Source organism: Nocardioides malaquae (assembly GCF_015070385.1).
Lineage (GTDB): Bacteria > Actinomycetota > Actinomycetes > Propionibacteriales > Nocardioidaceae > Nocardioides > Nocardioides malaquae.
In genome coordinates, this window is record NZ_JADCSA010000013.1 from 61929 (window position 1) to 85465 (window position 23537).

General features: G+C 70.4%; 21 protein-coding genes and 1 tRNA gene. 16 read left to right on the forward strand and 6 right to left on the reverse strand.

Features of this window, described 5'->3' with window-relative positions; genetic code table 11:
* Nucleotides 1–9: 9 nt before the first annotated feature.
* From nuoL to IEQ44_RS13030, 4 genes are read left to right on the forward strand one after another with little or no spacing between them, the layout of a single operon-like run.
* The gene (gene nuoL, locus IEQ44_RS13015; protein ID WP_193638901.1) at nt 10–1977 is read left to right on the forward strand and encodes an NADH-quinone oxidoreductase subunit L; all 1968 of its coding nucleotides are present in this window, start codon (nt 10–12) and stop codon (nt 1975–1977) included.
* Nucleotides 1974–3509, forward strand: coding sequence for an NADH-quinone oxidoreductase subunit M (locus IEQ44_RS13020; protein WP_193638902.1), 1536 nt, complete (start codon nt 1974–1976; stop codon nt 3507–3509). The genes nuoL and IEQ44_RS13020 overlap by 4 nt, the downstream gene beginning before the upstream one ends.
* Entirely contained in the window at nt 3506–5116 is a 1611-nt protein-coding gene (gene nuoN / locus IEQ44_RS13025; RefSeq protein WP_193638903.1) for an NADH-quinone oxidoreductase subunit NuoN, read from the forward strand. Before IEQ44_RS13020 ends, nuoN begins: the two co-directional genes overlap by 4 nt.
* A 20-nt stretch (nt 5117–5136) precedes the next feature.
* The gene (locus IEQ44_RS13030; RefSeq protein WP_438861853.1) at nt 5137–6120 is read left to right on the forward strand and encodes a polyprenyl synthetase family protein; all 984 of its coding nucleotides are present in this window, start codon (nt 5137–5139) and stop codon (nt 6118–6120) included.
* A gap of 69 nt (nt 6121–6189) precedes the next feature.
* On the opposite strand, the gene rarD is transcribed toward IEQ44_RS13030, so the two are convergent.
* The 3 genes from rarD to IEQ44_RS13045 form a co-directional block, all read right to left on the reverse strand.
* Nucleotides 6190–7101, reverse strand: coding sequence for an EamA family transporter RarD (rarD, locus tag IEQ44_RS13035; RefSeq protein ID WP_319804668.1), 912 nt, complete (start codon nt 7099–7101; stop codon nt 6190–6192).
* A 67-nt stretch (nt 7102–7168) separates the two neighbouring features.
* The gene (locus IEQ44_RS13040) at nt 7169–8266 is read right to left on the reverse strand and encodes a 2-oxoacid:ferredoxin oxidoreductase subunit beta (RefSeq protein ID WP_193638905.1); all 1098 of its coding nucleotides are present in this window, start codon (nt 8264–8266) and stop codon (nt 7169–7171) included.
* The gene (locus IEQ44_RS13045) at nt 8263–10233 is read right to left on the reverse strand and encodes a 2-oxoacid:acceptor oxidoreductase subunit alpha (protein ID WP_319804669.1); all 1971 of its coding nucleotides are present in this window, start codon (nt 10231–10233) and stop codon (nt 8263–8265) included. The genes IEQ44_RS13040 and IEQ44_RS13045 overlap by 4 nt, the downstream gene beginning before the upstream one ends.
* A 180-nt stretch (nt 10234–10413) precedes the next feature.
* Between IEQ44_RS13045 and IEQ44_RS13050 the strand changes: the two genes are divergently transcribed.
* The 6 genes from IEQ44_RS13050 to IEQ44_RS13075 are packed head-to-tail and all read left to right on the forward strand — an operon-like array spanning nt 10414 to nt 16150.
* Entirely contained in the window at nt 10414–11442 is a 1029-nt protein-coding gene (locus IEQ44_RS13050) for a sulfate ABC transporter substrate-binding protein (protein WP_193638907.1), read from the forward strand.
* Nucleotides 11439–12308 (forward strand): sulfate ABC transporter permease subunit CysT, encoded by an 870-nt coding sequence (cysT, locus tag IEQ44_RS13055; RefSeq protein ID WP_193638908.1) that lies wholly within the window; start codon nt 11439–11441, stop codon nt 12306–12308. Before IEQ44_RS13050 ends, cysT begins: the two co-directional genes overlap by 4 nt.
* Entirely contained in the window at nt 12301–13110 is an 810-nt protein-coding gene (locus IEQ44_RS13060; RefSeq protein WP_193638909.1) for a sulfate ABC transporter permease, read from the forward strand. The genes cysT and IEQ44_RS13060 overlap by 8 nt, the downstream gene beginning before the upstream one ends.
* Nucleotides 13107–14111 (forward strand): sulfate/molybdate ABC transporter ATP-binding protein, encoded by a 1005-nt coding sequence (locus IEQ44_RS13065; protein WP_193638910.1) that lies wholly within the window; start codon nt 13107–13109, stop codon nt 14109–14111. Before IEQ44_RS13060 ends, IEQ44_RS13065 begins: the two co-directional genes overlap by 4 nt.
* Before the next feature lie 32 nt (nt 14112–14143).
* Nucleotides 14144–14587 carry a Fur family transcriptional regulator gene (locus tag IEQ44_RS13070; RefSeq protein ID WP_193638911.1) on the forward strand — a complete coding sequence of 148 codons (444 nt, stop codon included), beginning with the start codon at nt 14144–14146 and terminating at the stop codon, nt 14585–14587.
* Nucleotides 14588–14638: 51 nt separating this feature from the next.
* On the forward strand, nt 14639–16150 hold the full coding sequence (locus IEQ44_RS13075; RefSeq protein WP_193638912.1) for a catalase: 1512 nt from the start codon (nt 14639–14641) through the stop codon (nt 16148–16150).
* Nucleotides 16151–16201: 51 nt separating this feature from the next.
* On the opposite strand, the gene IEQ44_RS13080 is transcribed toward IEQ44_RS13075, so the two are convergent.
* On the reverse strand, nt 16202–16576 hold the full coding sequence (locus IEQ44_RS13080; protein ID WP_193638913.1) for an ankyrin repeat domain-containing protein: 375 nt from the start codon (nt 16574–16576) through the stop codon (nt 16202–16204).
* 25 nt (nt 16577–16601) lie between these two features.
* Nucleotides 16602–17093, reverse strand: a complete 492-nt coding sequence (locus tag IEQ44_RS13085; protein WP_193638914.1) for a YajQ family cyclic di-GMP-binding protein — start codon at nt 17091–17093, stop codon at nt 16602–16604.
* 109 nt (nt 17094–17202) lie between these two features.
* On the opposite strand from IEQ44_RS13085, the gene IEQ44_RS13090 reads away from it, so the two are divergent.
* Nucleotides 17203–17285: transfer RNA gene (locus IEQ44_RS13090), tRNA-Tyr, on the forward strand.
* 54 nt (nt 17286–17339) lie between these two features.
* Here IEQ44_RS13090 and lhgD read toward each other — a convergent pair.
* Complete coding sequence (lhgD, locus tag IEQ44_RS13095; protein ID WP_193638915.1) at nt 17340–18563, reverse strand: L-2-hydroxyglutarate dehydrogenase; 1224 nt, start codon at nt 18561–18563, stop codon at nt 17340–17342.
* Nucleotides 18564–18605: 42 nt separating this feature from the next.
* Here lhgD and IEQ44_RS13100 point away from each other — a divergent pair, with 42 nt between their 5' ends.
* The 5 genes from IEQ44_RS13100 (at nt 18606) to IEQ44_RS13120 (ending at nt 23536) form a co-directional block, all read left to right on the forward strand.
* Nucleotides 18606–19937 carry an MFS transporter gene (locus IEQ44_RS13100; protein WP_193638916.1) on the forward strand — a complete coding sequence of 444 codons (1332 nt, stop codon included), beginning with the start codon at nt 18606–18608 and terminating at the stop codon, nt 19935–19937.
* Nucleotides 19938–20041: 104 nt separating this feature from the next.
* A complete protein-coding gene (locus tag IEQ44_RS13105; protein ID WP_193638917.1) occupies nt 20042–20977 on the forward strand; it encodes an ABC transporter ATP-binding protein in 936 nt (311 codons plus the stop codon).
* Nucleotides 20974–21762, forward strand: a complete 789-nt coding sequence (locus IEQ44_RS13110) for an ABC transporter permease (RefSeq protein ID WP_193638918.1) — start codon at nt 20974–20976, stop codon at nt 21760–21762. The genes IEQ44_RS13105 and IEQ44_RS13110 overlap by 4 nt, the downstream gene beginning before the upstream one ends.
* Nucleotides 21759–22934, forward strand: coding sequence for a sensor histidine kinase (locus IEQ44_RS17970; protein ID WP_193638919.1), 1176 nt, complete (start codon nt 21759–21761; stop codon nt 22932–22934). Before IEQ44_RS13110 ends, IEQ44_RS17970 begins: the two co-directional genes overlap by 4 nt.
* Nucleotides 22931–23536, forward strand: a complete 606-nt coding sequence (locus IEQ44_RS13120; protein WP_193638920.1) for a response regulator — start codon at nt 22931–22933, stop codon at nt 23534–23536. Before IEQ44_RS17970 ends, IEQ44_RS13120 begins: the two co-directional genes overlap by 4 nt.
* The last annotated feature ends 1 nt before the right edge of the window (nt 23537 follow it).

Consider the following 23537-nt stretch of genomic DNA (forward strand, 5'->3'; position numbering starts at 1 on the left):
AGGTCTGACATGACGACTGCACTCTCACTGGGCGCTGGCCTCTCGCTGGCCGACGCCGTGGTGCCGGTGGTGGAGCCCGGCCAGGCCGACGGCGTCCTCTCGCTGCTGTGGCTGGTCATCGGCCTGCCGCTGCTGGGAGCCCTGGTGCTCCTGCTGGGCGGCCCGATGACGCGCGGCGCGATCGACCGGTGGGGCCACTGGCTCGGCACCGCGACCGCGGCTGGCTCCTTCGTCCTGAGCCTGGTGCTCTTCTTCGAGCTGCGGGGTCGCGACGAGTCGCAGCGCCAGATCGGCCAAGAGCTCTGGACGTGGTTCTCCGCCGGTCCGGTCGAGGTCGGCATGGACCTGCTCTACGACCCGCTCTCCGCGCTCTTCCTCCTGCTGATCACGGGTGTGGGCACGCTGATCCACGTCTACTCGATCGGCTACATGGAGCACGACGAGCGTCGGCGCCGCTTCTTCGGCTACCTCAACCTCTTCATCGCCGCGATGCTCCTGCTGGTGCTCGCCGGCAACTTCGTGGGTCTCTTCTTCGGCTGGGAGGGTGTCGGTCTCGCGTCCTACCTGCTGATCGGCTTCTGGCAGCACAAGCCGTCGGCCGCTGCGGCCGCGAAGAAGGCCTTCGTGATGAACCGCGTGGGTGACATCGGCCTGGCGCTCGCCATCGGTCTGATGTTCGCCACCTTCGGCAGCACCGACTTCGCGGTCGTCTCGGCCGCCGCGGAGCGCGCCAGCGACTCGACGCTCACGGCCCTGGGCCTGCTGCTCCTGCTCGGTGCCTGCGGCAAGTCGGCCCAGGTGCCGCTGCAGGCGTGGCTGCTCGACGCCATGGAGGGCCCGACGCCGGTGTCGGCCCTGATCCACGCGGCCACGATGGTGACCGCCGGTGTCTACCTGGTGGTGCGTGCCAACTTCATCTTCGAGAACGCGCCGATCGCCCAGACCGCGGTCGTGGTGGTCGCCACCGTCACGCTCCTGTGGGGTGCGGTGCTCGGCTGCGCCAAGGACGACATCAAGAAGGCGCTGGCCGGGTCGACGATGAGCCAGATCGGCTACATGATGCTGGCCGCCGGTCTCGGCGTCGCGGGCTACGCCTTCGCGATCCTGCACCTGCTCACCCACGGCTTCTTCAAGGCCAACATGTTCCTCGGGGCCGGGTCGGTCATGCACGGCATGGACGACGACGTGAACATGCGTCGCTACGGCGGACTCGGCAAGGCCATGCCAGTGACCTACCTGACCTTCCTGATGGGTTACCTGGCCATCATCGGCTTCCCCGGGTTCTCCGGCTTCTGGTCGAAGGACAAGATCATCGAGACGGCGCTCGTGGAGAACCCGGTGGTCGGCGTCGCGGCCCTGGTCGGCGCAGGAGTCACCGGCTTCTACATGACCCGGCTGATGGTCCTCACGTTCTGGGGCGACAAGCGTTGGGAGCCGGGCGTGCACCCGCACGAGTCGCCGAAGGTGATGACCGTGCCGCTCATCGTGCTGGCCGCGCTCTCCGTGCTGGGCGGCATCCTGCTCCTGGGCGACTGGATCGTCGAGTGGCTCACGCCGGTGGTCGGCCACGCCGCCCACCACGAGCCGCCGGTGCCGGCCTGGGTGATCACGATCCTGATCACCGCGGTCGTCGCCTCCGGTGTCGCCGTGGCGATCTGGTTCGTGGCCAAGCGCGACATCCCGCGTGAGGCGCCCACCGACGTCTCCTTCCTGACCCGTGCGGCCCGTGCCGACCTCTACGGCGACCAGATCAACGAGGTCCTGGTGATCGAGCCGGGCCGCCGTCTGGCGACCGGACTCACCACCATGGACCGAGTGGTGGTCGACGGTGCCGTCGAAGGTGGTGCAGCAGCGACCCAGGGCCTGTCCCGGGTGCTGCGCCGGATCCAGAACGGTTTCGTCCGCTCGTACGCCCTTTCCCTCGTCGGCGGTGTCCTGATCGTCGTCCTCGTCCTGCTGGCGGTGAACCTCGCATGAGCGACTTTCCCTGGTTGACCCTGCTGATCCTCGTGCCCCTGGTGGGTGCGCTGGTGACGGCACTCCTCCCCGCGGGCAACGGCGCCCTGGCCAAGAAGGTGGGCCTGGGGATGGCTGCGGCCACCCTCCTGCCGGCCGTGGTCGTCGCGGCGAACTACTCGCTCGGCGGCGGCACCCAGTTCACCGAGACCCACGACTGGATCTCGCTCTTCGGCGCCCACTACGCGCTCGGGGTCGACGGCCTCAGCCTCGTGATGGTGCTGCTGACCGTGGTGCTCGTGCCCCTGGTCATGCTGGCCAGCTGGGACGAGTCCGACGAGGGCAACCCCAAGTCCTTCTTCGCCTGGGTGCTGGGTCTGGAGGCCATGTCGCTGGCGGTCTTCACCGCCACCGACGTCTTCCTCTTCTACGTCGTCTTCGAGGCCACGCTGATCCCGGCCTACTTCCTGATCAGCGGTTTCGGCCGCGAGGGCCGCAGCCGGGCCGCGGCGAAGTTCCTGCTCTACCAGCTCGGTGGCGGGCTGGTGATGCTCTTCAGCGTCATCGGTCTCTACGTGGTCTCCGCCGACGCGGGCTCACCGTCCTACCTGATCAGTGACCTGGCGGCGCTCGACATCGACGAGACCACGCAGCGCTGGCTCTTCGTCGGCTTCTTCATCGCCTTCGCGGCGAAGGCGCCGATGTTCCCGCTGCACACGTGGCTGGCCGACACCACGGAGAAGGCGACGCCCGGCACGTCGGTGCTGCTGGTCTGCGTGCTCGACAAGATCGGCACCTACGGCATGCTCCGCTTCTGCCTGGGGCTGCTGCCCGAGGCTTCGCAGTGGGCGACCCCGGTCGTGGTGATCCTGGCGCTGGTCTCGATCGTCTACGGAGCCTTCGTGGCGATCGGCCAGGACGACGTGCTGCGCCTCATCGGTCTGACCTCGCTCTCGCACTTCGGTCTCATCGTGCTGGGGATCTTCGTGCTCAGCGGTGACGGTGGCTCCGGTGCGGTCTTCTACATGGTCAACCACGGAATCTCGACGGCAGCGCTCTTCCTGATCGCCGGCTACATGATCCGGCGCACCGGCACCGCCTCCATCGCCCGGATGGGCGGTCTCGAGAAGACCGCGCCGGTCCTGGCCGGCGTGTTCCTGGTCGCCGGCATGGCAGCGGCTGGGCTCCCGGGCCTGTCGCCCTTCGTCTCCGAGGTGCTGGTGCTCATCGCCGCCTTCGGCTACGCCTGGTGGGCCGGCGCGATCGCGGTCACCTCGATCGTGCTCGCGGCCATCTACATCCTGTGGACCTACCAGCGCACCATGACCGGGCCGGTCAAGCAGGAGCTTGCCGGCGTCGTCGACCTGGACCGTCGCGAGGTCGCGACCGTGGCCCCGCTGCTGGTGGCACTCGTGGTCCTCGGGTTCTTCCCGATGCCGGTGCTCGACGTGATCAACCCCGCGGTCGACGACATCCTCAGCCACGTCGGCGTCGTCGAGGATCCTCCGGCCGTGGACACCCAGGCCGCCACTGACGAGGGAGCCGACCAGTGAACGAGTTCGTGAACCCGACCGTGGAGTACTTCGAGCTCTCCCCGCTCCTGGTCGTCTTCGCCGCGGCCTGCCTCGGCGTGGTCGTGGAGGCCTTCGTGCCGCGGGCGCGCCGCCACCTGGTCCAGGTGGTGCTCACCCTCCTGTCGCTCGCCGTCGCGCTGGCGCTGGTGGTCGTGGTCGCCCTGGAGTTCTCCGGCGGTGACTCCGACGCGGTGCACGGCGACGGGGCGGCGTACGGCGTGGTCGCGGCCGTGGGCTCGGTCGTCGTCGACGGTCCGACGCTCTTCATCTGGGGGCTCGTCCTGGTGCTGGCCCTCCTGGGGGCCGCGCTCTTCGCCGAGCGTCGGCTCGAGGCAGGCGTCAGCGCCTTCTCCGGGCAGGCGTCCGCCGCACCCGGGTCGGAGGCCGAACGGGTCTCCGGCGTGGAGCGCTGGGAGCACACCGAGGTCTTCCCGCTGCTGCTCTTCGCCGTGCTCGGCATGCTGCTCTTCCCCGCGGCCAACGACCTCCTCGTGCTCTTCGTGGCGCTGGAGATCCTGTCGCTGCCGCTCTACCTGCTCGCCGGCCTGGCGCGTCGGCGCCGCCTCCTCAGCCAGGAGGCCGCGCTCAAGTACTTCCTCCTGGGCGCCTTCGCCTCCGCCTTCCTGCTCTACGGTGCCGCCCTGCTCTACGGCTACGCGGGCTCGATGGAGTTCGGCGAGATCGCCGAGGCGGTGCGCAACCGCACCGACGGCGAGGGCCTGCTGCTCGTCGCGGTCGGCATGCTGGCGGTCGGACTCTTCTTCAAGGTGGGCGCCGCGCCGTTCCACGCCTGGAGCCCCGACGTCTACCAGGGGTCGCCGACCCCGCTGACGGCCTTCATGGCGGCTGCGACCAAGGTCGCCGCGTTCGGTGCGATCCTGCGCCTCTTCTACGTGGCGCTGGGCGACGACCGTACGTCCTGGCTTCCGGTCATGTGGGTCGTGGCCATCCTGTCGATGGTCATCGGCACCGTGCTCGCGGTGGGCCAGAGCGACGTCAAGCGTCTGCTGGCCTACTCGTCGGTCGCCCACGCCGGGTTCATCCTCACCGGCGTGCTGGGCGTCCAGTCGCAGAGCGAGCTGGCGATCGGCGAGCTCAGCTCGGTCGAGGCGGTCCTCTTCTACCTGACGACCTACGGTCTGATGACGCTCGGTGCGTTCGCCGTCGTGAGCCTCGTCCGCGACGCCGGCGGCGAGACCACCCAGCTGTCGCGCTGGGCGGGCCTGGGCAAGGAGTCCCCGCTCGTCGCGGGTGCCTTCGCCTTCTTCCTGCTCGCCATGGCCGGCATCCCGCTGACCTCCGGCTTCGTGGGCAAGTGGGCGGTCTTCTCCGTGGCCCTCGCGGCCGGTGCGTGGCCGGTGGTGCTGCTCGCCGTGCTGATGAGTGTCGTGGCGGCGTGGATCTACCTCAAGGTCATCGTGCTGATGTACTTCCGTCAGCCCGACGGCGACGCCCCCGTCGTCGCGGCACCGTCGGCCTTCACCGCCACGGCGATCGCCGTGACCCTGGTGGCGACCCTGGTCCTGGGCGTCCTGCCGGACCCGCTGCTCGACCTCGTGGCCAGTGCGGGAGAATTCATCAGGTGACCCCCCACCCTTCCGATGGTCTGGCCCTCCCCGTCGTCGACGACGCGCTCGCCGAACGCCTGCGCAGGCGTCTGGCGACGGTCGAGGACGACCTGGCCGGACACGTCTCGGGCAGCGCCGACTTCATCAACGAGGCTGCCGGCCACCTGATGTCGGCCGGCGGCAAGCGGTTCCGGCCGCTGCTGGTGCTGCTCGCCGCCGAGGTGGGCCCCCGCCCGGACGCGGCGGAGGTGCTGACGGCCGCCTCCGTGGTCGAGCTGACGCACCTCGCGTCTCTCTACCACGACGACGTGATGGACGAGGCCGACGTCAGGCGGGGCGCCGACTCGGCCAACGCCCGCTGGGACAACCACGTCGCCATCCTCACCGGTGACTACCTCTTCGCCCGCTCCTCCGAGCTCACCGCGGCGCTGGGCCCGGAGGCCGTGCTCATCCAGTCGCGCACCTTCGCGCGGCTGGTCGAGGGCCAGATCCTGGAGACCGTCAAGCCGGCTCCGGGCGCCGATCCGCTCGCGCACTACCTCGAGGTCGTGGCCGGCAAGACCGGTTCGTTGATCGCCACCTCCGCCCTCTACGGAGCGATGTTCTCCGGTGCGTCGACCGAGGTCTGCGAGGCGCTGCGGGAGTACGGCGAGATCGTCGGCTCCGCCTTCCAGCTCTCCGACGACATCCTCGACATCGCCTCCGAGTCGGAGGAGTCCGGCAAGACGCCCGGCACCGACCTGCGCGAGGGCGTACCGACGCTTCCCGTGCTCATGGCCCGGGCCGCCAACCGTCCCGAGGACGCCCGGCTGATCGAGCTGCTCGACGCCGACCTCGCCGACGACGCGCTCCACGCCGAGGCCCTTGACCTGCTCCGCAAGCACCCGGCGATGGACGAGGCCCGTGCCTACGTCCAGGACCGTGCCGCCGAGGGCAAGGCCCGCCTCGGCGTGCTGCCCCAGGGTGGCGTGCGGCAGGCGCTGGAGGCCTTCGCCGACGTCGTGGCGGTCCGCTCCGCCTGACGCGCCCGGCCCCGGCGTCGAGAGCGAACCGGGCCACCTGCCTGTCAGGTCACTGCCTGGACGATGCCGTCAGGCCGCGCTGGACTCCGCGGCCAGCAGCAGCTGGCGACGCCGGTGGTGCATCAGCGCCTCCGTCGTGAAGACGACGAGGGCCACCCACACGAGTGCGAAACCGACCCAACGCACGGTGGGCATCGCCTCGCCCAGCCACCACACGCCGAGGGCGAACTGCAGGATCGGCGCCAGGTACTGCAGCAACCCGAGGCTGGCCAAGGTCATCCGGGTGGCCGCGGCCCCGAAGAGCACCAGGGGCACGGCGGTGACGGCGCCGGCCAGCACGAGGAGCGCGGCGTGCCCGGGCCCCTGGGTGCCGAAGGTCGCCGTGCCGACCGAGGTCAGCCACACGACGTAGGCCAGGGCGAAGGGCGTGAGCAGCAGGGTCTCCACCGTCAGCGACTCGAAGGCGCCCGCGGCGGCCTTCTTCTTCGCCAGCCCGTAGGTCCCGAAGCTCGCCGCCAGGAGCAGGGCGATCCACGGGGGCCGCCCCACGCCCACGGTGAGCACGACGACGGCCACGACCGCGATGGCCACGGCGATCCACTGGAGCGGGCGCAGCCGCTCCCCGAGCACGAAGACCCCCAGGGCGACCGAGAACAGGGGGTTGATGAAGTAGCCCAACGAGGCGTCCACCACGTGGCCGTTGTTGGCCGCCCAGATGTAGACGCCCCAGTTGACCGTGATGACGACGGCGGCCACGGTGAGCAGCGCCAGACGCCGACGGTCACGGACCAGGGGCTGCAGGCGTCGCCACCGCCGCAGGGCCACCACCACGACCACCATGCAGACCGCCGACCAGAAGATGCGGTGAGCCAGGATCTCGGTGGCGCTCGCGGGCTCCAGCAACGGCCAGTAGAGGGGGAAGAGACCCCAGATGACGTAGGCGGCGACGCCCGCCACCACGCCGCGCCCGGAGTCACTCACCCCCGCAGCATAGGTGTGGGCAGGCGAGAACCCGGCATCCTTTTCGCCGGGCCCGGCGGTCGTGCCCTCAGACGACCGTCCAGGTGTCGCCACCACCGATGAGGGAGGCCAACCGCGCCTGCGGGTCGTCGGCGTCGAGGTCGCCGCGCGCCGTCGTCACCTGGGCGCGGGCCTGGTCGTCGTAGGTGGCCCGGTCGACCTGGCGGAAGATGCCGATGGGGGACTGGTTGAGGTAGCCGGAGTCGGTGAGCCGGCTGATCGCGAACGCCACGGTCGGGTCGGGGTTGTGGGCGTCGTGGACGAGCACCTGGCTCTCGTCGACCTCGCTGGCCAACGCCGCCCGGACGCCGCCGGTGACCTCGTCGCGCACGATCACCTTGGTGCCGCGTCCGTGCTCGTCGTGGGCGCCGAAGCGGATCTGTTCGCCGTGGACGAGCGGGATGATCGCGTCCTGGGCGGTGTCGGGGTCCTTGATGGCGTCGAAGGCGCCGTCGTTGAAGATCGGGCAGTTCTGGTAGATCTCGACGAGTGAGGTGCCGCGGTGGGCGGCGGCGGCTTCGAGCACCGTGGTGAGGTGTTTGCGGTCGGAGTCGATGGTGCGGGCGACGAAGGTGGCTTCGGCTCCGAGGGCCAATGACACCGGGTTGAAGGGGTGGTCGACCGAGCCCATGGGGGTGGACTTGGTGATTTTGCCGGTTTCTGAGGTGGGGGAGTACTGGCCCTTGGTGAGTCCGTAGATTCGGTTGTTGAAGAGCAGGATGGTCATGTTGACGTTGCGTCGCATGGCGTGGATGAGGTGGTTGCCGCCGATGGAGAGGGCGTCGCCGTCGCCGGTGACGACGAAGACGGAGAGGTCTTCGCGGGCGGTGGCGATGCCGGTGGCGATGGCGGGTGCGCGTCCGTGGATGGAGTGCATGCCGTAGGTGTCGAGGTAGTACGGGAACCTTGAGGAGCAGCCGATGCCGGAGACGAAGACGATGTTTTCGCGTCGGAGGCCGAGGGTGGGGAGGAAGGACTGGACGGCCTTGAGCACGGCGTAGTCGCCGCAGCCGGGGCACCAGCGGACTTCTTGGTCGGAGGTGAACTCCTTGGCGGTCTGGGGGGTGTCGGCGGTGGGGACGCCGGTGGTGCCCAGGGTCGGCATCGGCAGGTCGGCGGTGCTCATGCGTTGCTCCTCTCTCCGGAGGCGTCCATGTCGAGGGTGCTGTCGTCGACCTCCTCGACCAGGTCAGCGATGACCCGGGAGAGGTCGGCAGCCTTGATGGGCAGGCCGTTGACCTGGTTGTAGCCGATCGCGTCGACCAGGTACTCCGCGCGCAGCAGCATCCGGAGCTGGCCCATGTTCATCTCCGGGACCAGCACCTTGTCGTAGCGCGCGAGGACCTCGCCGAGGTCCTTCGGGAACGGGTTGACGTGGCGCAGGTGCACCTGCGCGACCCGGCCGCCGGCCTTGCGCACGCGGCGTACGGACGCCCCGATCGGGCCGTAGGTCGAGCCCCACCCGATGACCAGCACCTTCGCCGGCTGACCGTCGGCCGCCGTCGGGTCGTCGACCTCCAGCGGGGGCAGGGCGTCGGCGATCGCCGCGACCTTGGCCGCGCGCGTCCGCACCATGAAGTCGTGGTTGGCCGGGTCGTAGGAGATGTTGCCGTGGCCGTCGCCCTTCTCCAGCCCGCCGATGCGGTGCTCGAGGCCGGGGGTGCCGGGCACCGCCCACGGGCGGGCGAGCGTCTCGGCGTCGCGGACGTAGGGCCAGAAGTCGTGGACCTCGGTGCCGTCCTTGCCCTCGCTGACGTGGTTGGGCGCGGTCGCGAAGCCGGGGTCGATGGTGGGCAGCTCGGCCGGGTCCGGCACGCGCCACGGCTCGGAGCCGTTCGCCAGGTAGCCGTCGGAGAGCAGCATCACCGGCGTGCGGTGGGTGACCGCGATCCGCACCGCCTCGAGCGCCGCGTCGAAGCAGTCGCCGGGGGAGGAGGGGGCGATCACCGGCACGGGTGCCTCGCCGTTGCGGCCGAACATCGCCTGGAGCAGGTCGGACTGCTCGGTCTTCGTCGGCAGGCCGGTCGAGGGTCCGCCGCGCTGCACGTTGACCACGACCAGCGGCAGCTCGGTCATCACGGCCAGGCCGATCGCCTCGCTCTTCAGCGCGATGCCCGGCCCGGAGGTGGTGGTGATGCCGAGGTGGCCGGCGAACGAGGCGCCGATCGCGGCGCCGATGCCGGCGATCTCGTCCTCGGCCTGGAAGGTGGTGATGCCGAACGACTTGTGCTTGCTCAGCTCGTGGAGGATGTCGCTCGCGGGGGTGATCGGGTAGGTGCCCAGCAGTGCGGGCAGCCCGGACTGCACGGCACCCGCGACGAGCCCGTACGCCAGCGCCAGGTTGCCGGTGATGTTGCGGTAGGTGCCAGCCGGCATGGGGGCCGGCTTGACCTCGTAGGAGACCGCGAAGGCCTCGGTGGTCTCGCCGAAGTTCCAGCCGGTGCGGAAGGCCGTGACGTTGGCGTCGCGGATGGCCGGCACCTTGGCGAAGCGGCGGGTGAGGAACTCGACGGTGGTCTCGGTCGGGCGGCCGTACATCCACGAGAGCAGCCCGAGGGCGAACATGTTCTTCGCCCGCGCCGCGTCCTTGCGGGAGAGCCCGAACTCCTTGACCGCCTCGACCGTCATGCCGGTCAGGTCGACGGGGTGCACCTGGAATTCCGCGAGCGTGTCGTCCTCGAGCGGGTTGGTCGGGTAGCCGGCCTTCTGCAGGTTGCGTCGGGTGAAGTCGTGGGTGTCGACGATGATCGTCGCCCCGCGGGGCAGGTCGCCCAGGTTGGCCTTGAGGGCTGCCGGGTTCATCGCCACCAGCACGTCGGGCCGGTCGCCGGGGGTGAGGATGTCGTGGTCGGCGAAGTGCACCTGGAAGGACGAGACGCCCGGCAGGGTGCCCTGAGGTGCCCGGATCTCCGCGGGGAAGTTGGGGAAGGTCGCCAGGTCGTTGCCGAAGGCCGCGGACTCGCTGGTGAACCGGTCGCCCGTCAGCTGCATGCCGTCTCCGGAGTCACCGGCGAACCGGATGATCACCCGGTCGAGCTGCTTGACCTGCTTCGTCGTCACTGCGGGGCCACCCTTCCCTCGGCGCGCGGGCACTGTCGCCACCCTAGCCCCGGCCACCAGTGGTTCGACCCGTCCCTGAGACGTAGGTCACGTCGAGTCGTCGCCGCGCCGCTGTCTCAAAACCGCACTTACCTACTTAAGTCCACTAAGGTACTCGACTAAGTAGTCGGGCACCCGGTCGTCGGGTCCCGCCCCACCCGAGGAGAGATGGACATGAAGCTCAACCACTCACGCCGGTTCGCCACCGGTCTCGCCGCCGTCGGGATGCTCGCCCTCGCCGCTTGCGGCGCAGCGTCCGAGGGTGCCGACGACGGCGCCTTCCGCATCGTCGGCTTCGCCGTGCCCGAGGCTGCCAACAAGAACATCGAGAAGGAGTTCGCGAGGACCGAGGACGGCGAGGGCTTCAAGGTCAAGGGCTCCTACGGTGCCTCCGGTGACCAGAGTCGCGCCGTGGTGAGTGGTCTGGACGCCGACTACGTCCACTTCTCCGTCGCCTCCGACGTGACCCGCCTGGTCGACGAGGGCCTGGTCGACGAGGACTGGGACCAGGGCGACAACAAGGGCGTCGTCTCCCGCTCCGTCGTCGTCTTCGGTGTGCGCGAGGGCAACCCCAAGGGCATCGAGACCTGGGACGACCTGGTCAAGCCGGGCGTCGAGATCGTCACGCCCAACCCCGCGTCCTCCGGTGCGGCGCGCTGGAACGCGTTGGCAGCGTACGGCCAGGTCATCCGTGACGGCGGCAGCGAGAAGGACGCGCAGGCCTACGTCGACGACTTCTTCGCCAACGTGGTTGCCCTGCCCGGTTCGGGGCGCGACGCCACCCAGGCCTTCCTCAGCGGCACCGGTGACGTGCTGATGGCTTACGAGAACGAGGCCATCCTCGCCGCCCAGGAGGGCGAGGGCTTCGAGTACGTCATCCCCGAGACCACCCTGCTGATCGAGAACCCCGGAGCCATCTTGAAGGACGCCGACCCGATCGCGGAGAAGTGGCTCGAGTTCGTGCTCAGCGACGAGGGCCAGAAGCAGTTTGCCCTCACCGGCTTCCGTCCGATCCGCGACGACGTCGACTTCGGGGGCACCGTCGAGGGGGCGGCCGACCCGAGCAACCCCTTCCCGGTCGTGCCGACCCTGATGACCGTCGCCGAGGACTTCGGCACCTGGGACGAGGTCTCCACGACGTTCTTCGACGAGGAGAACGGCTTGGTCACCGAGGCGATCGCCAAGACCGGACTGGGTGAATGAGCACGGCCACCCTCGAGCGACCGGCGGCGGGACCTGGGTCACGCCGCCGGCCGGCGGCGCGTCCGCGCCGGCGTACGCCCTCCACCCTGACGCCGGCGTCGGGGCTCGCCCTGGGTGTGGCGATGACCTGGTTCAGCCTGCTCGTCCTCATCCCGCTCTGCGCCGTCGTCGTGACGGCCTCAGAGGGTGGCTGGACGAACTTCTGGACCACCCTCACCAACGACCAGACGGCCGCCGCGATCCGGCTGACCGTCTCCCAGGCCGTCCTGGTCACCCTGGTGAACATCGTGATGGGCACGCTCATCGCCTGGGTGCTCGTGCGCGACCGGTTCCCGGGCAAGGCACTGCTGGAGATCCTCATCGACATCCCCTTCGCGCTGCCCACCATCGTCGCCGGTCTGGTGCTGCTGTCGCTCTACGGTCGGGACAGCCCGCTCGGCGTCGACGTCGCCAACACCCGCCTGAGCGTCTTCCTGGCGTTCCTCTTCGTCACGCTGCCGTTCGTCGTCCGCACCGTGCAGCCCGTGCTCGCGGAGCTCGACCGTGACGTGGAAGAGGCTGCCGCGTCACTGGGCGCGAGCCGGTTCACCACCTTCCGCCGCATCGTGCTGCCCGCACTGGTGCCCGCGATCGCCGCCGGCGCCGCGCTCTCCTTCGCGCGCGGCGTGAGTGAGTACGGCTCGCTCGTCCTGCTCTCGGGCAACCTGCCCTTCTCCACCGAGGTCACCAGCGTGCGCATCCTCGGCAGCATCGAGAACGACAACCTCGACTCCGCCGCCGCCACCGCCACCGTGCTTCTGGTCATCTCGCTGACCGTGATCATCGTGCTCGACGTCATCCAGAGGAGGGTGAGCCGCCGTGGCTAAGGTCCTGCGCATCTCGATCGTGGTCGCCTACCTCTTCCTGCTCATCGCGTGGCCGGTGTCGCTGGTCGTCGTCAACACCTTCGACGGAGGCCCGCAGGCACTGCTGGACGTCCTCGCGGATGTCGACGTCCAGGCGGCGCTGCGGCTCACCGCCCTCGCCGCCTTCTGGGCCGTGGCGATCAACCTGGTCTTCGGCGTCACCATGTCGCTCCTGCTGGTGCGCTTCGAGTTCCCCGGGAAGCGCCTGCTGAGCGCGCTGATCGACCTGCCGCTCTCGGTCTCGCCGATCGTGGTCGGTCTGGCGCTGGTGCTGGTCTACGGGGGGCGTGGCGGCTGGTTCGGTCCGACCCTGGAGTCGTGGGGCCTGCAGGTCATCTTCTCCACGCCCGGCATCGTGATGGCGACCGCCTTCGTGGCGCTACCGCTGGTGATCCGTGAGGTCGTGCCGGTGCTCGAGGAGATCGGCACCGACCAGGAGGTCGCCGCCCGCTCGCTCGGCGCCAACGGGGTGCAGACGTTCTTCCGCATCACGCTGCCCGGCATCAAGTGGGCGATCGTCTACGGCGTCGTCCTCTCGCTGGCCCGCTCGCTCGGCGAGTTCGGCGCCGTCAAGGTCGTCTCCGGCAACGTGCTGGGGGAGACCCGCACCGCCACCCTCGTGGTGGAGGAGAAGTACCTCAACTTCGCCCAGCAGGAGGCCTACGCCGTCGCGTTCCTCCTGGCGATGGTGTCGGTGGTCTGCATCGTCGTCGTCGCCCTGATCCGCCCCAGCCACACCGACGAGAAGGAAGCACGCGCATGAGCATCGAGGTCAAGGACGTCACCAAGCGCTTCGGCGACTTCGTGGCGCTCGAGGACGTCACCGTCTCCATCCCCACGGGTCGGCTGACGGCCCTGCTCGGCCCCAGCGGCGGCGGCAAGTCGACGCTGCTGCGGGTCATCGCCGGCCTGGAGTCCGCCGACGCGGGCTCTGTCGAGATCGAGGGAATCGACGCCACCCGGCTGCCGCCGCAGAAGCGCAACGTCGGCTTCGTCTTCCAGCACTACGCGGCGTTCAAGCACATGACGGTCGCCAAGAACGTCGCCTTCGGGCTCGAGATCCGCAAGAAGCCCAAGGACGAGGTGGCCGACCGGGTCCACGAGCTGCTGGAGCTGGTGCATCTCGACCAGTTCGCCCACCGGCTGCCGTCGCAGCTCTCGGGTGGTCAGCGCCAGCGCATGGCCCTGGCCCGGGCGCTCGCGGTGGAGCCGAGCGTCCTGCTGCTCGACGAGCCCTTCGGTGCGCTCGACGCCAAGGTCCGCAAGGAGCTGCGCGACTGGCTGCGACGCCTGCACGACGAGGTCCACGTGACGACCGTCTTCGTGACCCACGACCAGGAGGAGGCGCTGGAGGTCTCCGACGAGATCGTGGTGATCAACAACGGCCGGGTGGAGCAGGTCGGCACGCCCGACGAGCTCTACGACGAGCCCGCCAACGACTTCGTGATGAGCTTCCTGGGCGAGGTCACCACGCTCGGGGGCCGGGTGATCCGCCCTCACGACATCGAGGTCTCCTCGGCACCGTTGGTCGTCGGCGCCGTGGAGGGCACGGTGTCGCGGGTGCTGAGGATCGGATTTGAGGTGAAACTCACGGTGCTGACCCTGGACGGCGAGGCGGTGCAGGTGCAGCTCACCCGCCCGCTCGCCGCTGCGTTGGGCGTACGCGAGGGGGTCACCGTGTGGCTCTCCCCGGTCGCCGGCGCGACGGTGATGCCTGCTCGCCCCAGCAGGCCCGCCGCGACCCAGCTGACCACCGTTTCTTGAATTATTCAAGAGAGTGTGGTTGGGTGGCGGAGATGTCAACCACGTCTGGTGTCGACTCCCGCGAGAGTCTGAAGGCCGCAGGCCTGCGTGTCACGCGACCTCGGGTCGCCGTGCTGAGTGCTGTGCACTCGCAGCCGCACGCTGACACCGAGTCGCTGATCAACGCCGTACGCCGTGAGCTGCCGGCGGTCTCGCACCAAGCGGTGTACGACGTGCTGCGGGCGCTGACCCAGGCGGGTCTGCTGCGCCGCATCCAACCCTCCGGGTCCGTTGCGCGCTACGAAGCGCGAATCGGCGACAACCACCACCACGTCGTGTGCCGCTCGTGCGGTGCGATCGCCGACGTGGACTGCGCCGTCGGGCAGGCCCCGTGCCTCGACGCCTCCACCACCCACGGCTTCGTCGTCGACGAAGCCGAGGTGACCTACTGGGGCGTCTGCCCGACGTGCTCCGCCACCTCGCAGGCCACCACCTGACTCGACCCACTCACCGAACCCTCACCAACCCTCACAGAGGAGCCATCCACGATGTCGTTTGAAGAGAACACCAAGCCGATCACCACGGCTGCCGGCGCCCCGGTCGTCGACAACCAGGACAGCATGACGGCCGGCCCGCGCGGCCCGATGCTGCTGCAGGACCTGTGGTTCCTCGAGAAGCTCGCGCACTTCGACCGTGAGGTCATCCCTGAGCGTCGGATGCATGCCAAGGGCTCAGGCGCCTACGGCACGTTCACCGTCACCCACGACATCTCGCAGTACACGAAGGCCGCGCTCTTCAACAAGGTCGGCAACCAGGCCGAGATTTTCGCGCGTTTCTCCACCGTCGCTGGTGAGCGCGGTGCAGCGGACGCCGAGCGCGACATCCGCGGCTTCGCGCTGCGCTTCTACACCGAGGAGGGCAACTGGGACGTCGTCGGCAACAACACCCCGGTCTTCTTCTTCCGCGACCCGCTGAAGTTCCCCGACCTCAACCGCGCCGTGAAGCGTGACCCGCGCACCAACCTGCGTGACGCGGAGAACAACTGGGGCTTCTGGAGCAACCTGCCCGAGGCGCTCCACCAGGTCACCATCGTGATGAGCGACCGGGGCATTCCGAAGTCCTACCGCCACATGCACGGCTTTGGTTCGCACACCTTCTCCTTCATCAACGAGGCCGGCGAGCGCTTCTGGGTGAAGTTCCACTTCCGCACCCAGCAGGGCATCGAGAACCTCACCGACGCCGAGGCTGCAGCGGTCGTCGCCGAGGACCGCGAGTCCTCTCAGCGCGACCTCTACGAGGCGATCGAGAGGGGAGACTTCCCGAAGTGGAAGTTCTTCATCCAGGTGATGCCGGAGGCCGAGGCCGACACCTACCGCTTCCACCCCTTCGACCTCACGAAGGTCTGGTCGAAGAAGGACTACCCCTTGATCGAGGTGGGCGAGTTCGAGCTCAACCGCAACCCCGACAACTACTTCGCCGAGGTCGAGCAGGCTGCGTTCACGCCCGCCAACCTCGTCCCGGGCATCTCGTTCAGCCCGGACCGGATGCTCCAGGGCCGGCTCTTCTCCTACGGTGATGCCGCCCGCTACCGGCTGGGCGTCAACCACCACCAGATCCCCGTCAACCAGCCGCGTGCGGCCAAGGTGGTCAACACCTACCACCGCGACGGCGCCATGAGGGTCGACGGCAACCAGGGTTCGGTGCCGGGCATCGAGCCGAACAACTTCGGCCGCTGGTCCGAGCAGCCGCAGTACGCCGACCCGGCGCAGGCCATCGGTGCCGTCGCCGACCGGTTCAACTTCCGCGAGGACGACGCCAACTACTTCGAGCAGCCCGGCGACCTGTTCCGGTTGATGACGCCTGATGAGCAGCAGCGGCTGTTCGAGAACACCGCCCGCAACATCCAGGGTGCTTCCCAGACGTCGATCGACAAGCACATCTACCACTGCACCCAGGCCGACCCGGCCTACGGCGAGGGTGTCCGCAAGGCGCTCGAGGCCCTCAACGCTGGTGCGCTCGACGACACGGACCCCAACCCCGACAGCACTCCGCCCGCCTGAGTGACCTCCGTCTGAGGGGCCTTCGTCTGAGGGGCCTTCGCCTGAGGGGCCTCAGTCCAGCAGCCCGCCACGGCCGAACATCTCGGCCGCCTGGCGGGCTGTTGGCGTGCCGGCGTCGAGGTCGGCACCGGCGGCCACCAGGCGACGTACGACGTCGTCGGCGCCCTTGAACAAGGCGCCAGCCACGATCGACTGGTCGCGAGCGTTGCGCAGGTCGGGGTCGGCGCCGCGACCGATCAGCATGTCCACGGTGTCGGGGTGGTCGTGGTAGGCCGCCAGCATCAGCAACGAGTCGCCCGACTCGGAGGTGGCGTCGACCGGGAGGCCGTGGTCGAGGAACTCCGCCAACTGCTCCGTCTCCCCGGCGCGGGCCAGGTCGAGGGCCAGCGCGAGGACGCGAGCGACCTGCTCGTCAGTCAGATTCATGCATCGAGTCTAGGCTCGCGCACGCTCAGCGGTAGTTGACGAACTGCACCGGGAAGTCGAGGTCCTGTCCCTTGACCAGGGCGATCACGGCCTGGAGGTCGTCGCGCTTCTTGGAGGAGACGCGGAGCTCCTCACCCTGGATCTGCGCCTTGACGCCCTTGGGGCCCTCGTCGCGGATCAGCTTGGAGATCTTCTTCGCGTCCTCCGAGGAGATGCCCTCCTTGAGGTTGATCGTGATCTTCGACAGCTGGCCCGACTGGCGCGGCTCGGAGGCGTCGAGCACCTTCAGGGAGACGTCGCGCTTGACCAGCTTGGTCTTGAAGACGTCGAGCACGGCGCTGGCGCGGTCGTCGGCGGAGGCGGAGATCTCGATGACCTTCTCGCCCGACCACTCGATGGTCGCGTTGGTGCCCTTGAAGTCGAAGCGGGTGGCGACCTCGCGAGCGGTCTGCCCCAGCGCGTTGTCGACCTCCTGGCGGTCCAGCTTGCTGACGATGTCGAACGACGAGTCGGCCATGAACTGTCTCTCCTGCGGTTCGGGGTGGTCGGTTTTTTCTCTCGAGGCGTGCTGGGCTATTCTCTCCCGTAGTCACGCGGACCCCCAAACGGGTCTGGGCGACACCCAAGGCAGATTGCCCGAGCGGCCAATGGGAGCGGACTGTAAATCCGTCGGCTTACGCCTTCGAAGGTTCGAATCCTTCATCTGCCACACTGGGTCCACTGGCCCCCGCCACGCGGGGGCCAGTGGTGATTTCGGGGTGCCTCAGCCGGTCACCCGGTCGACCAGCTCCCGCGCCAGCGCGAACGCCGAGGTCGCCGCGGGCGAGGGCGCGTTGCGTACGTGCGTCACGGCGCCGCTGCGTGACAGCACGAAGTCGTCGACGAGAGCGCCGTCCCGGCCGACGGCCTGGGCGCGGACCCCGGCGTGCACGGTGCCGTCGAGGTCCGCGGGGGTGAGGGAGGGGACGTACGCCCTCGCGGCGGCCAGGTGGCGCCGCGTGCTGAGGGCGGTGGCGACCTCGTCGATGCCGGTGCGCCAGTAGCGGCGGGCGACCCGCCACGTGCCTGGCCAGGTCACTGTCTCGGCGACGTCGCGGGCCCGTAGCATCGAGAGCCGGTAGCCGTCGCGCGCACCCACCAGCACCGCGGTCGGGCCGACCATCACGTCGCCGGAGATCGTCCGGTGCACGTGCACGCCGAGAAACGGCAGGGTCGGGTCGGGCACGGGGTAGACCATGCCGCGCACCACAGGGGTCTCGGTGCGGTGCAGGCGCAGGTACGCCCCGCGGAAGGGCACGATGCGCGGGTCCGGGTCGGCTCCGGAGGCGCGGGCCAACCGGTCGGCCCACAGGCCACCACAGGTCACCACCTGCCGCGCGTGCAGGCGTACGGGACCGGTGGGGGAGTCGGCCTCGACCACGCAGTCGACGCCCTCGCGCACGCTGTGCACCCGCGTCGACAGCAGCACCGACGCACCGGCCGCCTCCAGGTCGCTCGCCACCTGCCGCGCGACAGCGGCGTAGTCGATGATCCCGGTGTTCGGGGCGTGCAGGGCCGCCACCCCGGTCGCGTTCGGCTCGATCTCGCGGATCTCCTCCGCCCCCACGCGCCGCAGCCCGGGCACGCCGTTGGCGACCCCGCGCCGCTCCAGCTCGTCGAGCCGGCCCAGCTCGTCGCGTCGCACCGCGACCACGAGCTTGCCGCAGCGCTCGTGGGCGATGCCGTGCTCGGCGGCGTACGCCCACGTCATCGCCGCGCCCTCGACGCAGAGCCGCGCCTTCAGCGAACCGGGCTCGTAGTAGAGGCCGCCGTGCACGACCCCGGAGTTGTGGCCGCTCTGGTGGGCCGCGACCCGGTCCTCGGCCTCGACGACCACCACCCGCGCGCCCGGCCGGCGGAGCAGGAACTCGCGCGCCGTCGCCAAGCCGACGAGACCGCCGCCCACGACGACGAGGTCGAGCAGGCCCGTGGGCGCAGTCGTCGGCATGCGGTCATTCTGCCCGCCGGTCACTGCGGCAGACTCGGCCGGATGACGGGCGAGCAGATCCACGCGATCGGTCGACGACGTGCCTGGGCGGTCTGGGGCGTGGCGATCGGCGTCTACGTGCTCGCGGTCTTCCACCGCAGCTCGCTCGGCGTCGCCGGGTTGCTGGCCACCGAGCGCTTCGACATCGCCGCCTCACAGCTCGCCTTCTTCACGGTGCTGCAGCTGATCGTCTACGCGGGGATGCAGGTGCCGGTCGGGGTGATGCTCGACCGCTTCGGCGCCCGCGCCCTGCTCTGCGTGGGCCTCGTGGTGATGACGGCGGCCCAGCTCGCCTTCGCGTTCGCCGACTCGTTCCTGCTCGGGGCCGTGGCCCGAGGCTTCGTGGGCGCCGGCGACGCCATGGTCTTCGTGACCGTGGTGCGCCTGGTGGCGGTCTGGTTCCGGCCCACGCAGGTGGCGATGACCACGCAGCTGACCGGCTGGATGGGGCAGATGGGCGCGATCGTGGCTGCGGCCCCGCTGACCCTGCTGCTCACCCACCTCGGCTGGACCCGTGCCTTCGCCGCCACCTCGAGCATCGGCGTGGTGCTGCTCGTGGGTGTGCTGCTGGTCGTGAAGAACTCGCCGTACGCCGTCGCGACAGGTCCCGCGGAGAGCCTGCGGGAGGTCGCCACCTCGGTCGGGCGCGTGTGGCGCAACCCGGGCGTACGCCTGGGGTTCTGGGTCCACTTCACGACGTCGTTCCCGTTCACCGTCTTCGTGCTGCTGTGGGGCTTTCCGTTCCTGGTGCGGGCGCAGGGGTGGAGCGAGGTCGCGGCCGGCACCCTGCTGATGGCGATGACCGGGTGGGTGGTGCTCAGCGGCGTCGTCATCGGCCAGCTGACGACCCGGCTGCCCTTCCATCGGGCCCGCACCGCGATCGTGGTGGTGCTCGCGATCGTCGCCGCCTGGACGGCGGTCCTCCTCGTGGACGGACCCTCCCCGGTCTGGCTGGTGCTGCTCATGGCGGCCTGCGTCGCAACCGGAGGACCGACGTCGGTGATCGGCTTCGACATCATCCGCACCTTCACCCCGGTGCGGGCCGTCGGCCGGGCGACCGCGCTGGTCAACGTGGGCGGCTTCGTTGCCTCACTGGTCACCGTGGCGCTGATCGGGATCGTGCTCGACGTCGTCGAGCCGGCCGGCGCGGGCGCCTACGACCTCGACGACTTCCGGGTGGCCTTCGCCGCCCAGTACCTCTGCTGGGGCCTGGGCCTGGTGCAGATGGTCCGGCTGCGCCGCCGGGCCCGGGCCCACCTGCACGACACCCATCCCGAGGCGACCGCACTGCTGCGCGCCGGCCACCAGTGGCTGCCGCTCGACGACCGCCCGTGACGTGACTGCCCGTGACACCTGTCATGGCCGACCCGTGCCGCACGCTCGTCAACCCATGACGTCCCGCACTGTCGCCGCGTCGCTCCTCGGGAGAGGCTGGAGCCATGACTGACTTCCCCTTCGCGATCGAGACCCGGGGCCTGCGGCGGACCTACGGCACGGGAGCCGACGCCTTCGAGGCCGTCCGTGGCATCGACCTGCAGGTGCGCCGCGGACAGGTCCACGCGCTGCTCGGCGTCAACGGCGCCGGCAAGACCTCCACCCTCGAGGTGCTCGAGGGCCTCGCCCCCGCCACCGCCGGCGAGGTCCGGGTGCTGGGCCTCGACCCGGTCGCCGACCGCGCGCAGGTGCGCCGGCGTACGGGCGTGCTCCTGCAGCACAGTGGCTTCGTCGCCGACCTGACGGTGCGCGAGACCCTGAAGATGTGGGCGGCCACGGTGACCGGCGCGCGCCCCGTGGAGGAGTCGCTGGAGATGCTCGACCTGAGCCGGTTGGCCGACACCCGGATGCGTGGCCTCTCCGGCGGCGAGCACCGCCGCGTCGACCTGGCCTGCACCCTCACCGGGCGCCCCGAGCTGGTGGTGCTCGACGAGCCGACCACCGGCCTCGACCCGGAGAGCCGGCGCGCGGTCTGGCGCCTGGTGCGCGACCTGCGTGACTCCGGCGCCACCGTGCTGCTCACCACCCACTACCTGGAGGAGGCCGAGCAGCTGGCCGACCAGGTCTCGATCATGCGCGCGGGGGAGGTCGTCCGTGAGGGCACCGTCGCCGAGATCGTCGCCGGTCACCCCGCCGAGATCTCGTTCCGTACGCCCCGGCGCGACCTGCCGCTGCCCGCCGGCGCCGAGGTCAGCCACGACGGTGGCACCACAGTGCTGCGGGTCGCCGACCTGCAGCCGGTGCTGACCGACCTGCTCCTCGCCGCCCGTGACGCCGGCGTCGAGCTGGCGATGCTCGACGCCCGCAGCGCCACCCTCGAGTCCGTCTTCCTGGCCGTCGCGGCCGACCGTGCAGAAATCCAGCAAGGAGCCCCGGCATGAGCACCCTCGCCCCCGCCCGCCCCAGCCTGTCCGCCCGTCGCACCGTGGGCCTGGCCCGCTTCAACCTGCTGCTGATGGCGCGCAACCGCACCACGTTGATCTACGGATTCGGGATGCCGCTCATCCCGTTGCTCCTGCTCTTCGCGGTGCCCGAGGCCACCCCGGAGGCGGGGGTGGGGGCGCTGACCATCACGGTGGTGATGGCGCTGATCTTCCCCGGCTACTACAACCTGCTCTCGATGTTCGTGACGCGGCGCGACGAGCTGGTGCTCAAGCGGTTGCGCACGGGTGAGGTCCGCGACAGCGAGCTCGTCACCTCGATGGCGCTGCCGGGTGTCGCGATCACCGTGGGCGTGGTGCTGCTCGCCGTGCCGATCGCCATGAGCGCCGGCTTCGACCTGCCGCGCAACCCCCTGCTGCTCCTGGTGGCCGTGCTGGTCGCCTGCGTGACCTTCGCGGCGCTGGCGATCTGGACCGCGTCGTGGACCAAGACGGCCGAGTCCGCCCAGCTGACCAGTGGCCCGGTCATGATCATCGCGTTGGCGGGTTCGCTCACCGCCGGCCTGCCCGAGTCGGTCACCCGCTGGACCGACCTGCTGCCCGGCGCGGCGATCAGCGACCTGCTGATGGTTTCCTGGTTCGGGCGCGAGCCCGAGACGCTCGAGCGGGTGGGATGGTTCCAGGGCTTCGCGGAGGCTGGGCCCGGCCTCGCCGTCCTGGTCGTCTGGGCCGTCGTGGCACTGCTGCTGGCCGGTCGGTCGCTGCGCTGGGAGCCGCGGGCGTGACGTCGGGGGGCCCACTGCTCGGCTGGGCCGGGCGCACCAACGTGCAGCGCATCGATCTCTACACGCGGGGGTCGCTGCGCGGCATGGCGCTGCTGCTGGTCGGCTTCGCCGGCCTCGCGGCGGTCAGCACCGCCACGACGCGGTGGGAGGTCGTGGCGATCGCGCTGCACGCCGTGGCGCTGGTCGTCGTGGTCGACCGGTGCGTGACGATCTTCATGCGGCTCTGGTTCAGCCCCGGCGAGCTGCCCCGGCTGTGGCTGACGGCGCTGGCCGTGCTCCTCCTGGTGGGGGTGGCCTGGTTGGCGTGGGGCACCTCGCCGGACGACCGCTTCACGACGAGCTACCTGCTCACGACGACGGTCGCACTGGCCCTGGGGGGCGCGCGACAGAAGTGGGTGCAGGGGGGTGCCGTCGTGGCGGGAGCCCTGCTCTGCGGGGTCTCCGGATCCTGGATGTGGCTCTTCGGTGCGGGGATCGCGGCCTTCTTCGTCTTCACCGTGCAGAGCTCGCTGTGGGTGCTCGGCGTGGTGCACGAGCTCGACCGGGCCCGCAGCGCCCAGGCCGACCTGGCGGTCGCGGAGGAGCGGTTGCGTTTCTCCCGCGACGTGCACGACGTGATGGGCCGCCACCTCGCCACCATCGCGGTGCAGTCGGAGCTGGCCGCCACCCTCGCTGAGCGTGGCGACCCCCGGGCGGCCGCGCGGATCCGCGAGGTGCGGGCCAGCGCCCACGACGCGCTGCGGGAGGCCCGGGCCCTGGCTCGCGGCTACCGCCCCGTCGACCTCGCCCAGGAGGTGGAGGGTGCCCGGGCGCTCCTCGTGTCGGCCGGCATCGCGGTCGAGACCGACCTGGCGGACCTGCCCGCGCGGTGGCAGGAACCGGTCGCGCGCCTCGTGCGCGAGGCCGTGACCAACACCCTGCGCCACTCCCGCGCGACCCAGGTGCGGCTCGACCACGCCGACGGGGTCGTGACGGTGCGCAACGACGGTGTCCACGCAGGCCACGGTGGCGAGGGCGGTGACGCACCCGGCGACGTCGAGGGCGACGGCAGCGGGCTGCGTACGCTGGCCGCCGACGTCGCCACCCACGGTGGACGCCTGACGTGGGGCGTCGAGCACGACGAGTTCGTGGTGCGCCTGCACCTGCACGCCCCCGAGGAGGCGACCCCGTGATCAGGATCCTGCTGGCCGACGACGAGCACCTGATCCGCGGGGCCCTGGCGCAGATGCTCGACCTCGACGACGACTTCGAGGTCGTGGCGCAGGCCGCCACCGGCCCGGAGGCGGTCGCCGCAGCGCGGCAGCACCGGCCCGACGTGGCCGTGCTCGACCTGCAGATGCCCGGTCTCGACGGCATCGAGGCGGCCGCCGAGATCCTCGGCGAGCTCCCGGAGTGCGGTTGCGTCGTGGTCACCAGCCACGGGCGGCCCGGCTACCTCAAGCGGGCGCTGGCCGTGGGCGTACGCGGGTTCCTGCCGAAGACCACGTCGGCGGCGACGCTGGCGTCGGTCGTGCGTGCCGTGCACGCAGGGGGACGCCACGTCGACCCCGAGCTGGCTGCCGAGGCGATCGCTGCCGGCGACTCGCCGCTGACCGCCCGGGAGGCCGACGTGCTCGAGGCCGCCGCCGACGCGGCGCCGGTGGAGGAGATCGCGCGGCGGGTGCACCTGTCGGCCGGCACGGTGCGCAACCACCTCTCGTCGGCGGTCTCCAAGCTGGGCGCCGCCAACCGGCACGAAGCCGTGGCGACCGCTCGACGCATGGGCTGGATCTGAG